Source organism: Flavobacterium sp., from assembly GCF_049590715.1.
In the GTDB taxonomy this organism is placed as follows: domain Bacteria; phylum Bacteroidota; class Bacteroidia; order Flavobacteriales; family Flavobacteriaceae; genus Flavobacterium.
Map to the genome: position 1 here is coordinate 1 of NZ_JBAWDL010000183.1, position 11,379 is coordinate 11,379.

Below are 11,379 nucleotides of genomic sequence, written 5' to 3' on the forward strand. Positions count from 1 at the left end.
ACAAGACAATATTTCTACCGTCTAAGCAGATAATTTTACAATAATTACTATCTGCTTCACAATAAAGAATGGAGTTTGTCTTAAGCAACTCAAATCCGTTTTCCGTTGGTAATGCTATCCTGTTAAACTCGGAGCTTACCGTATCAATATTCTCTAAAAGCAACCTTAGTTTATCTTCTTGAGAAGCCTTGTTTTGTTTGTTATCATATTTTTTAATGGTTTCCAATACATCTATATAATTGATTGGTTTTAACAAATAATCCAATGCACTACATTTTATAGCATCAATGGCAAATTCTGAATGTGCTGTAGTGAAAATAACTTCAAAATTTACTTTATTCAATTCTTTAAAAAGTTGAAAACCATTTTTGTTTGGCATTTGAACATCTAGAAAAACTAATTCTGGATTAAATTTTTCTATCGATTCAATTGCTTCATCTACGCTTTCGCATTTATCGAGAATTAAAAATTTATCAGGAAAATATCGAGTTAAGAGCTTTTCTAAAAACTCTCTAGCATTGTATTCATCGTCAATTATAATGGTTCTAATCATTTGATAAATGTAGAAATTTTTAGGAGAATCACATCGGGTAAATTAGTATTCGTAGGAATATTATAATTTATCGTAAATAAATTTTTCTATTCATGATAATTATAATACTATCTTAATAATTAAAAAATCACATTAACTTCTATATCTTTGTAAAGCAAAACATTAAAGAAAGTTTTAGTACCCTCGTTGGTACCCTGAAAAACATAGCTTTGTTAAGCATTGAAAACATTGGCTTGAAGCGATTTAGAGAAGAACCTCTTTCTCCGCCAGTAGAAATACAAATTGAATTAAAACCCTTTAAATCGTATGATTTAAAGGGTTTTTTCGTTTACAACACCTTCAAATTATTCATTAATACGTGAACCTAAAAGGATAAAATCGGTTACCCTAAACTATCCGAAATTAGGGTAACCGATTTTTATCTCTTGGCTAGCATTTACAAGGCTTCCGAACCTGTTCAACAACCTGTTCAACAACCTGTTCAAGAAGTAGTTCACTAGCTGAACATCTTGTGATATAGTCTTTTTAGAACTAAACCACTATGGACTTAAAGTCTATAGATTTGGTTGTCAGACTTAAAGTCTGCATGTTGCTAGTCTTCAATTATGAAGTTATCATTATTACTTTCATTCGGATTTCGATGATGTTCCAAATATTGATTTACCATTTCATCTGTAATATTACCTGTACTCCAACACCCAAAACCTATTGCTCAAAAATGACGTCCCCAATATCTTTTTTTAAGCTCTGGAAATTCAATCTGGAGATTTCTTGAAGAACGACCTTTCATTAATTTAACCAAAGTGCTAACATCTTGAGACGGTCGATATTCAATGTGCATATGAACATGATCTTTAGATACAACTCCTTTTAATATCTGAACTCCTTCAGCTTCACATATTTGTATCAAAATAGTTCTACAACGCATTTTTATATCTCCTTGCAAAACTGCATATCTATATTTTGTAGCTCAAACTATATGAACCGTTAATCTTGATACTGTATGTCCATTTGCTCTTTGAAAATCCATATCTCAAATGTACATTTTTAGAAGCTAAAAGCGAAATGTACTAAAGTACATAGTTTTAACTATTTTTGGGACCAATAAAAATTAATAAAAAGTTTGAAAGTTAAGAGCATCAAACAATGTTCTACAGATGATAAATTACGATCTAAATACTAAAAAATGTAAAATTATCTTTGATTTTACAAGCCCTAAAATTTACCCGATCGCGCAAACTTGTATTTCATAACCGCAATTGTTAGCGAAGGTATTCACCTGTGCCCACAAAGATTGGTATAACAAAATGTTATTTCAAAACAAATCTAATAGAATTACATCTAAATCAATATCCAAACTAGCATAATTTCGTGTGCCGCTATTTCAAGACAGAAATAAAAATAAACAAAAAAGTTGTAGCTTTTTACAACTACAACTTTTTTCACTTAAAATGTTTGCTTACCGTTACGGGCACAGGTGAATACCTCCGCTAACTACCGAAGACAAACCTGCGCGATTTGGTGATTTATATTCATAAAAAAGCACACCCTTACAATATGGCGCAATTGAACATAAATGGCTTAAACAGCATAATATATCAACTGGTATTCAAAATAAAACGCACAACAAAGCTATATGCTTTTACATATAAAATTTAATTTAACAACATTTTTATATGCTTTAACATATAATTCACTATATTTGTTTAAAATCGTTGCATAAGCATATAATTATGATTACACTAGCTAATTTCGTAAAAGAGAAAAGAAACGAAGTAAAACTCACCCAAGAAGCTTTTGCGGAACGTGCTGGAGTGGCACTTACCGTGATTCGAAAAATAGAACAGGGAAAAGAAAACCTAAATCTAGAAAAAGTAAACCAAGTACTGAAAATGTTTGGACATACATTAGCGCCAGTCAATGCAAGGGAACTATCCAAAAATGAAGAGGAGAATAAATGAGAAAAGCAACCATTTACTATAAAGACTTCCTAGCGGGGACACTCACAGAAACGGATGAAGGGGAATACCACTTTCAATACGATGACAATTTCATTACAGCCCATCCTAAAGAAAGTATCAGTTTGACGATGCCAGTACGTTCCAAAACATACACTGACAAACGATTATTCCCGTTTTTTGAAGGATTGATTCCTGAAGGATGGTTACTGGATATCGCTTCTAAAAACTGGAAAATTAATCCAAACGACCGCATGGGCCTCCTTTTGGCTTGTTGCCAAAATTGTATCGGTGCAGTAAGTGTTCAACCAATACCTAATGAAGATGCCTAAGAAATGTTTATTTTGTTACCAATCATTAGACGATACCACCGTTGGTGATTTTCATGAGCAATGCAGCTTCGCTTTTTTCGGTTCCAAGCAACCGCCAGTATTCGAGCATTCACTAAAGCAAATGGTTGAATTGGCCAAAAATGTAGTAGAACGAAGTGTCGCTGTTCCTGGAGTACAACCCAAATTATCCTTATCCATTGTAAACAATACGATACAGGACGGAACCAAGGGGAGGCTTACGGTAGTTGGTGCTTTGGGTGGGAATTACATTTTCAAACCACCATCCGAACAATTTCTCGAAATGCCCGAAAACGAACACCTCACCATGCGAATAGCAGAAGCTTTTGGAATTAATACCGTCCAATCCAGCTTAATCCGACTGCAGTCAGGGGAACTGTCCTATATCACCAAACGAATCGACAGAACAGAAACTGGAAAAAAAATTCACATGCTCGACATGTTCCAAATCACAGAAGCTTTTGACAAATACAAAAGCTCCATGGAGAAAATAGGCAAAGCTCTGGACGAGTATTCAGACAACACCCTACTCGATAAAGTATACTTTCTAGAACTGGGTATCTTCAGTTTCCTAACAGGCAACAATGATATGCATTTGAAAAACTTTTCGATGATTCATTCGGCAGATACTTGGACATTGGCACCAGCCTATGATTTATTAAACGTAGCCATAGTAAACCCAGATGACACCGAAGAACTAGCACTAACATTAGAAGGGAAAAATAAAAAATTGAAATGGGAACATTTTAAAAGACTAGGTATCAGCCTTGGCTTAAACGAAAAGCAACTAAAAGGAATCGCAAACCGTTTTCAAAAAAACAAACCCATCGCCCAACAATGGATTGATAATTCATTCCTCTCTGATGATTTCAAAGAAAAATACAAAACACTACTAGAAGAAAGATACCATAGATTGTTTGAAACAGATTAAGCAAACTCCGATCGCACAAACTTGTATTTCGTAATCACAATTGTTAGGCAGGTATTAACCTATACCTACAAAGATTGACAAAACAAAATGTTTTTCAAAACAAATCTAGAATCCGATCGCGCAAACTTATATTCATAACCGCAATTGTTAGCGCAGGTATTCACCTGTGCCCACAAAAATTGGCAAAACAAAATGTTTTTTCAAAACAAATCTAGAATTACATCTAAATCATTATCCAAACTAGCATAATTTCGTGTGTCGCTATTTTAGGACGGGACAGATAGCTACGAGCCTATTTAAATCAAAATATCACTCTTTAAATCTGATTTTTCAATTGTAAAATCAAATCCTAGTTGTTGTAGTAATTCAATAACGAGGTTTTTATACCAGTTTTCGGATTTGGGGTGGATGTAGATTTTTTCAATCAATTCTTCAATAGCGACATTGATTTTTAATCCGTCATTTAGTATAATGTCGTTTTGAGTGACGTCAGTAATAATACGAACTTCTCTTTCGTATTGAAAACTTTTTCGTTTGAATAAAAAAGGAAAAAACATATCGTCAAATGGGATGTATTCTTTCTTGTAATCAATATAATTAACTTCCCCTATATATTGTTTGTAATTCGATTCCGGCTGAAGCGCCTTTTGTAAGCGTCCTACGGTGGACTGAATGGCTAGTCCTTCACTATTTTGAGTAAAAATTTGCCACATCGCAAAAGATTCATATTCATTAATGTGCCAACTACTAATAGCTACTTTTTCTCGATGCGTTTTATAATATTGGAGGAAGTCGGGATTGTCTGTAGATAATCTTTTAATTTCATCATATGTAGGTTCGCTAAAAGTACCCTCGTATTGATCCTCAAATTTATCAGAACGTGACATGAATAATTTTCGCGACATTAATAAATCTAAAAATTTAGATAAGTCCAAATATTTCCAAACAATAGTGTCAGGTTCAGCAGGTAATTTTATATTGGGATTGTTGATGTACATTTCTTTAAGGTAAAGTTTGGGATTAAAACCTCAATCAAATTTAGTCAACTTAATCCACTATTCAAAAGATTGCATTGTTACCAATTTGTTATAAGTCCCATTAAGAGTGATGAGTGCATCATGACTCCCTTGTTCAACAATTTTTCCTTTTTGCATTACGATAATTTTATCGGCTTTTTGTATGGTTGATAAACGGTGTGCAATGACGATTGAAGTTCTATTTTGCATCATATTTTCAAGAGCTACTTGAACAAATTTCTCGCTTTCAGTATCCAAAGCCGAAGTTGCTTCATCTAAAATCATAATCGGAGGGTTTTTCAAAACGGCACGAGCAATCGAAAGACGCTGTTTTTGTCCGCCAGATAATTTATTTCCACTATCGCCAATATTTGTATGGATTCCAAAAGGCAATTCTTTTACAAATTCATAAGCATTAGCAATTTTTAAAGCTTCAATAATCTCTTCATCAGTTGCGTCTAGTTTTCCTAAAGCAATATTTGCTCTAATTGTGTCATTGAATAGAATACTATCTTGTGTAACCAGTCCCATCAAGCCGCGTAAAGACTGAATGTTTAGGTCTTTGATATTGATGCCGTCAATATTTATATTGCCTTCATTTACATCGTAAAAACGCGTTAGTAAATTAGCAATGGTGCTTTTCCCACTTCCTGATTGTCCTACTAAGGCAATGGTTTGTCCTTTTTTAACCTCTAATGAAAAATCTGAAAGGACATTTTCGTCTTGGTACTTAAAGTTGATGTTTTTAATAGAAATTTGACTATCAAAGGATGTTTTGGTAATTGCATTTTCTTTGGAAGTAATTGGATTGTCCTGTTCAAGAATTTCAAGAACACGTTCAGCTGCTGCATTTCCTTTTTTGACGTTGTACGTCGCTTTAGAGATGGACTTAGCTGGCGTTAGAATGTTGTACGCTAATCCCATATAAGCGATGAATGAAGCTCCGTTCAAAGTCTTTTCAATCAATACCATATGTCCGCCGTACCACAACAAAATAGCGATAACCATAATTCCCATGAATTCACTTGTAGGGGAAGCTAGGTTTTGACGGTTGCTAATACTATTAGATAAAGTAAAAAAACGTTGTGTTGATTCTTGAAAAATACGATTAAAATAGTTTTCGGAATTGTAACCTTTTACAACTTTTAGTCCGCCTAAGGTTTCTTCGATGGTTGAGAGAAAAATCCCTTGTTCTTGTTGAGCTTTCGTTGATTTTTTCTTTAATTGTTTTCCAATAACTGAGATAATGTAGCCTGAAATAGGAATAAAAACAAATACAAATAAAGTCAGTTTCACGCTGATGCTCAACATAGCAATAATGGTAAAAACAATCGTTAAGGGTTCTTTGACAATCAATTCAAGTACTGACAAGAAGGAGGTTTGCACTTCATTCACATCAGCTGAAATACGGGAAATGACATCACCTTTTCTTTTTTCAGAGAAAAAGGCTAGAGGCAAATCAATTGTTTTTTTATACATCGCATTACGCATGTCACGCAAAATACCATTTCGTAAAAAGGTAATAAAAAACATTGCCAAATAATCACTTAAATTTTTTAGTAAGAAGATGACAATAATTACAGCTACCATAATACTCAAAGTGTGTGCTACACCAAAAGTTTCAGTGGTACTAGTAATAAAATAACTCAAATAATTTTCCGTATAGTTCTTAAACTCCCAAATTGTAGTGTAAACGGGTTCAGTTGTGTTTCTTTTAGTTTGATCAAATAAAACCTGCATCATCGGAATTAAAGACATAAAAGAAAGGGTACTAAAAAGGGCGTATAAAATATTAAAGAAAATATTCAAATAAGCGTATTTTTTATAAGGAACTATAAAAGAGAATATTTGTTTGAAATGAGTCATTTGATGCGGGTATTTTTAGAAATAAAACCCGACTGAATTTAAAAACAGTCGGGTTTTGATATATTATAAGATAACGAATTTTAAAATTAGTTCAACTGCATTCCTGCAATGATATTTTTAATTTTTTCGTTCAATTCAGCTTCTACTTTAGTGAAATTTTCAACTGTGTCTAATTCTGTATTTACACTAATGTAGAATTTTATTTTTGGCTCTGTTCCACTTGGTCTAGCACAAATTTTAGAACCGTCTTCAGTATAGTAAATCAAAACATCTGCTTTAGGCATCGTCAATACTTCTTCTTCACCTGACAAAAGGTTTTTAGCAGTAGATGCTTTATAGTCTTCGACCATTACTACACGTTGTCCGTTGATTTCTTTCAATGGATTTTCGCGTAAATCAACCATCATTTGATTAATTTCAGCTAATCCTTCCATTCCTTTTTTGGTAATCGAAATCAAATGCTCTTTATAGAAACCAAAGTCTACATAGTGTTGTAATAACTCGTTGTAAACTGAGCTTCCTTTGGCCTTAGCCTGTGCTGCTACTTCGCAAATCAATAAAGTTGCCGCAACAGCATCTTTATCACGAACAGCATCACCTACCATGTATCCAAAACTTTCCTCACCACCACCAATGAATTCTTGTTCTGGGAAATCTTTAATCATTTTAGCAATCCATTTAAAACCTGTCAAACCGCTTTTGTATTCTACATCATAAGCAGTTGCCAGTTCCATAATCATTGGAGTCGAAACAATTGTTGAACCAATGAATTGTTTCCCGTTGATTTTTCCTTCGTTTTTCCATTTTTCTAGTAAAAACGCAGTCATTAAAATCATCGATTGATTTCCGTTCAATAACGCCATTTCGCCATCATTGTTACGTACAGCAACTCCTAAACGGTCGCAATCAGGATCAGTTCCAATCACAATATCTGCATTGGTTTTGTTCGCTAATTCAATTGCCATTGCTAAAGCCTCTGGCTCTTCAGGGTTTGGAGATTTAACTGTAGGGAAATTTCCGTCTGGTTTTTCTTGCTCCGCAACAATATGTACGTTTTTGTAACCTGCTTGTGCTAATGTTTGTGGTACTACTGTAATCGAAGTGCCGTGTAGTGAAGTAAATACAATGTTCAAATCATCTTTGGCTGCAGCTGGAGTATTAAAACTGGCATTTGCAACTGTGGAGTCAATAAAAGCTTTGTCAACTTCAGTATCTATATAATGAATCAAACTTTCGTTCGCTTCAAATTTAATTTGGTCGTAATTCAAGTTTTCAATCATATTGATAATCGCACCATCTTCTGGAGGAACAATTTGTCCACCGTCTTCCCAATACACTTTATAACCGTTATATTCAGGCGGATTGTGTGATGCTGTCAATACAATTCCACATTGGCAACCCAAATGTTTTACTGCAAATGACAACTCAGGAGTAGGACGTAACGAAGAGAATAAATATACTTCGATCCCGTTTGCCGAAAATACATCAGCAACAACTTTTGCAAGCGTATCACTATTATGGCGACAGTCATACGCAATAGTTGCTTTGATAGGTTGGTTTGGAAAAACCTTTTTTAAATAATCTGAAAGACCTTGTGTGCTTTTTCCAAGCGTATATTTGTTGATGCGATTGTTTCCTACGCCCATAATACCGCGCATTCCACCTGTTCCAAATTCCAAATTTTTATAAAAACTCTCTTCTAATTCTTTTGGAGATCCAGCAATTAATCCTTTTACAGATTCTTGAGTTTCTGCGTCAAAGACCGGAGTTAACCATTCGTTTACAGACTCTAAAATGTTTTCTTTAATTTCCATTTTTAGTATATGTGTTTAGTTTTAGTTTAATTTTTTTATTAGAAGCTATATCCCGCTATCCGCTATATCTTTTTATTTTTGAAAAAAAAATAAAAAGGATGCCGCTTCTATCGGGGCTAGGACATGCTATAAATTAACCATAGTAGCTACTTTATAACGCTCTTCGTTGTTTTTGGTTCTCAAAATAATTTCACCTAGAAATCCTGCTAAAAACAATTGTGTTCCTAATATCATGGTCGTTAAGGCGATATAAAACCATGGATTGTTGGTTACTAAGGTGTATCTCATGTCATTGTACATATGATATAACTTTGAAACCCCAATATATCCCGCAGATAAAAATCCAATGATAAACATAATAGAACCAATGGCTCCAAATAAATGCATGGGTCTTTTTCCAAATTTAGATAAAAACCATATAGTAATCAAGTCTAAGAAACCATTTACAAAACGCTCCATTCCAAATTTGGTTTCACCATATTTTCTCGCTTGGTGAATGACTACTTTCTCACCTATTTTTCCAAAACCTGCGTTTTTAGCCAAAACAGGAATATAACGATGCATTTCACCCGATACTTCTACATTTTTGACTACGATATTTTTGTATGCTTTTAGTCCGCAATTAAAATCATTTAATTGTACACCAGACGTTTTACGTGCTGCCCAGTTAAATAATTTTGAAGGAATATTTTTAGCCACAACGGAGTCATAACGCTTCTTTTTCCAACCTGAAACCAAATCGAAATTTTCTTCGATAATCATATTGTACAAACCTGGAATTTCGTCTGGACTGTCTTGCAAGTCCGCATCCATCGTAATGATAACATCGCCTTGAGCTTTTGCAAAACCAGCATGAAGTGCTTGAGATTTACCAAAGTTTTTCATAAACCGAATCCCTTTGATATTAGGGTTTTCGTTAGAAAAACCTTCGATGAGTTGCCAAGAACTATCTGTACTTCCATCATCTAAAAAAATGACTTCGTATGTATATTGGTTGTCTTGCATCACCTTAATGATCCAAGTGTATAATTCTTTCAGAGATTCTTCCTCGTTTAATAAAGGAATAAGGATAGATAAATTCATTAGTTATCTTGTGAAGTAGGTTTTGATTTAAAGAAAGCCGCCATAATTAATCCTAAAAGGGAACAGAAAAAAAGACTTACCACAGCCCCTTTTAATTGTTCTCCAATAGAAAAAGGATCTGTCTTTTTTAGATTTTCAATCATTTCGTTCAATGAGTTTTCTGGAACGCCAAATTTTGAAGAAGTACTTTTTAAATAATTAACGGTTAATTCTAATAAAGAATCTTTAACCGATGGATCAATAATATTGAACAAAATCATTTTGAATCCCACTGAAATTAACAGCCCAATCAAAGCACAAATGAAATAAGTGGTAAAAGCATCTTTAAATGGAAAAATGTTTTTTAATGTTGTCTTAGTCTTTATCAATGCTAACATCGGGATAATGATAAATATCGAAAAACTTAAAAGTGTCGTCCACCAAGCAATGAATAATTCGAGATTAACGGCATACATTATGGTCGTTATGAGTGATAAAATGACTCCTGTAATAATACCATAAGTAATTCCGTTTTTTTTTATGACTTCATTGATCATTAGGCTGTAGTTTTTTTTTATCTGCAAATATAACAATTCCCCATTTATGAAGGAGTAAAAAAGTAATTTTACGATTTAATAAAAAATATTCAATCAATGATTTGTTTATCGAAAAATTAGTGTACTTTTGCATTCTTAAATAAAACATTAATAAATAAAAAGTTATACGTTGTTTATACCTTTTCGGTTAAACGAAAAGCTTCAAAACAAAGGATAGCCAAATAATAAAAAAAATACAAGATGAAAAAAGGTGTACACCCAGAGAATTACAGATTAGTTGCTTTTAAAGACATGTCAAACGAAGATGTTTTTATCACTAAATCAACAGCAGATACTAAAGAAACAATCATTCACGAAGGTGTTGAATATCCAGTAGTTAAAATGGAGATTTCTAGAACTTCTCACCCTTTTTACACAGGTAAAAACAAACTTATCGATACTGCTGGACGTATTGATAAATTTAAAACTAAATACGCTAAACATATTAAATAATTTAATTTGTTTTCATAATATAAGAAGCCTCGCAATTTGCGGGGCTTTTTTTATGGGCCACAGTAGATCTATTGGTCGCCTTTTTTCATTCTAATTTTTTGATGTCAATTTATAGTTAATGCAGAAATCAGGAGATAATTAAACTAAAAACTTTGTAACTTTGGTTCCTTATAACTTTGTAACTCTATAAAATGAACTATATCCTTTTTGACGGTCCTTCTAGAAATGCGCTATTGCCCTTTACTTTTACCCGTCCCGTGGCTGATATTTTAATCGGAATTGTAACTATTCGTCAAAAGTGGGAAATGTATTTAGGATCTACCACCACAACACTGACCGAGGAATATTTGTCTGATAAATATCCAATGGTAGAACTAGAGGAGAACGTGATGATTAATGCTTCCTTTTTACCAAATTTTGAGCTGGTGGAATTGATTAGTGATTTAGGAGTTAATCAAGCTATTTTTAAAGGAGAAGAAGTAGTTGCTTTTTATTATGGCGAAAATCAAGAACAAATAGATTTTGATGATTATGAAGTTATTGAATTTGAATACGATATACTTTCAATAAATAATCCTTGGGACATTTTCTCAAAAAATGATGCTGCCATACGTGCTGATTTTGAATTCTTAACAGAAGATAGAAAATCGCAACCTATTCCTAAAAGTGTCAATGTCATTGCGCCAGAAAATATATTTATTGAAGAAGGTGCTACATTGGAATTCGTCACTCTTAACGCTTCTAGCGGTCCTATATACATAGGTAAGGATTCAGAAATAA

The 11,379-nt window shown here is 33.3% G+C and carries 11 protein-coding genes and 1 pseudogene; 5 read left to right on the top strand and 7 right to left on the bottom strand.

Annotated features, from left to right (window positions below):
* Positions 1-553, bottom strand: a 553-nt coding sequence (locus tag WBQ70_RS08420) for a LytR/AlgR family response regulator transcription factor (protein ID WP_423912860.1), incomplete at its 3' end; no start/stop codon positions are given.
* Between the two features lie 592 nt (positions 554-1,145).
* Positions 1,146-1,583: pseudogene (gene tnpA, locus WBQ70_RS08425) on the bottom strand (IS200/IS605 family transposase).
* Positions 1,584-2,286: 703 nt separating this feature from the next.
* Here tnpA and WBQ70_RS08430 point away from each other — a divergent pair.
* From WBQ70_RS08430 to WBQ70_RS08440, 3 genes are read left to right on the top strand one after another with little or no spacing between them, the layout of a single operon-like run.
* Positions 2,287-2,514: a helix-turn-helix domain-containing protein gene (locus tag WBQ70_RS08430; RefSeq protein WP_423912862.1), complete on the top strand. Its 228-nt coding sequence runs from the start codon at positions 2,287-2,289 to the stop codon at positions 2,512-2,514.
* Complete coding sequence (locus tag WBQ70_RS08435; RefSeq protein WP_423912865.1) at positions 2,511-2,843, top strand: HipA N-terminal domain-containing protein; 333 nt, start codon at positions 2,511-2,513, stop codon at positions 2,841-2,843. Before WBQ70_RS08430 ends, WBQ70_RS08435 begins: the two co-directional genes overlap by 4 nt.
* On the top strand, positions 2,836-3,792 hold the full coding sequence (locus WBQ70_RS08440) for a HipA domain-containing protein (RefSeq protein ID WP_423912867.1): 957 nt from the start codon (positions 2,836-2,838) through the stop codon (positions 3,790-3,792). Before WBQ70_RS08435 ends, WBQ70_RS08440 begins: the two co-directional genes overlap by 8 nt.
* Positions 3,793-4,088: 296 nt before the next feature.
* Here the strand turns inward: WBQ70_RS08440 and WBQ70_RS08445 are convergent, their stop codons facing one another.
* The 5 genes from WBQ70_RS08445 to WBQ70_RS08465 all read right to left on the bottom strand — a co-directional run bounded on the left by WBQ70_RS08445 (position 4,089) and on the right by WBQ70_RS08465 (position 10,107).
* Positions 4,089-4,790: a DUF2971 domain-containing protein gene (locus WBQ70_RS08445; RefSeq protein WP_423912869.1), complete on the bottom strand. Its 702-nt coding sequence runs from the start codon at positions 4,788-4,790 to the stop codon at positions 4,089-4,091.
* Between the two features lie 57 nt (positions 4,791-4,847).
* Positions 4,848-6,674: an ABC transporter ATP-binding protein gene (locus WBQ70_RS08450; protein ID WP_423912871.1), complete on the bottom strand. Its 1,827-nt coding sequence runs from the start codon at positions 6,672-6,674 to the stop codon at positions 4,848-4,850.
* 86 nt (positions 6,675-6,760) lie between these two features.
* Positions 6,761-8,488, bottom strand: a complete 1,728-nt coding sequence (locus tag WBQ70_RS08455; RefSeq protein WP_423912874.1) for a phospho-sugar mutase — start codon at positions 8,486-8,488, stop codon at positions 6,761-6,763.
* Positions 8,489-8,614: 126 nt separating this feature from the next.
* On the bottom strand, positions 8,615-9,571 hold the full coding sequence (locus tag WBQ70_RS08460) for a glycosyltransferase family 2 protein (protein WP_423912877.1): 957 nt from the start codon (positions 9,569-9,571) through the stop codon (positions 8,615-8,617).
* Positions 9,571-10,107 carry a DUF4199 domain-containing protein gene (locus WBQ70_RS08465; RefSeq protein ID WP_423912880.1) on the bottom strand — a complete coding sequence of 179 codons (537 nt, stop codon included), beginning with the start codon at positions 10,105-10,107 and terminating at the stop codon, positions 9,571-9,573. Before WBQ70_RS08465 ends, WBQ70_RS08460 begins: the two co-directional genes overlap by 1 nt.
* A 240-nt stretch (positions 10,108-10,347) precedes the next feature.
* Here WBQ70_RS08465 and WBQ70_RS08470 point away from each other — a divergent pair, with 240 nt between their 5' ends.
* Together WBQ70_RS08470 and WBQ70_RS08475 are read left to right on the top strand one after the other, a co-directional pair.
* The gene (locus WBQ70_RS08470) at positions 10,348-10,599 is read left to right on the top strand and encodes a type B 50S ribosomal protein L31 (protein ID WP_320887947.1); all 252 of its coding nucleotides are present in this window, start codon (positions 10,348-10,350) and stop codon (positions 10,597-10,599) included.
* 191 nt (positions 10,600-10,790) lie between these two features.
* The coding region (locus tag WBQ70_RS08475) for a putative sugar nucleotidyl transferase (protein ID WP_423912884.1) at positions 10,791-11,379 on the top strand (589 nt) is incomplete at its 3' end.

Coding starts and splice junctions, on each gene's coding strand:
- WBQ70_RS08430 (WP_423912862.1), top strand. CDS start 2,287: ATGATTACACTAGCTAATTTCGTAAAAGAGAAAAGAAACGAAGTAAAA.
- WBQ70_RS08435 (WP_423912865.1), top strand. CDS start 2,511: ATGAGAAAAGCAACCATTTACTATAAAGACTTCCTAGCGGGGACACTC.
- WBQ70_RS08440 (WP_423912867.1), top strand. CDS start 2,836: ATGCCTAAGAAATGTTTATTTTGTTACCAATCATTAGACGATACCACC.
- WBQ70_RS08445 (WP_423912869.1), bottom strand. CDS start 4,790: ATGTACATCAACAATCCCAATATAAAATTACCTGCTGAACCTGACACT.
- WBQ70_RS08450 (WP_423912871.1), bottom strand. CDS start 6,674: ATGACTCATTTCAAACAAATATTCTCTTTTATAGTTCCTTATAAAAAA.
- WBQ70_RS08455 (WP_423912874.1), bottom strand. CDS start 8,488: ATGGAAATTAAAGAAAACATTTTAGAGTCTGTAAACGAATGGTTAACT.
- WBQ70_RS08460 (WP_423912877.1), bottom strand. CDS start 9,571: ATGAATTTATCTATCCTTATTCCTTTATTAAACGAGGAAGAATCTCTG.
- WBQ70_RS08465 (WP_423912880.1), bottom strand. CDS start 10,107: ATGATCAATGAAGTCATAAAAAAAAACGGAATTACTTATGGTATTATT.
- WBQ70_RS08470 (WP_320887947.1), top strand. CDS start 10,348: ATGAAAAAAGGTGTACACCCAGAGAATTACAGATTAGTTGCTTTTAAA.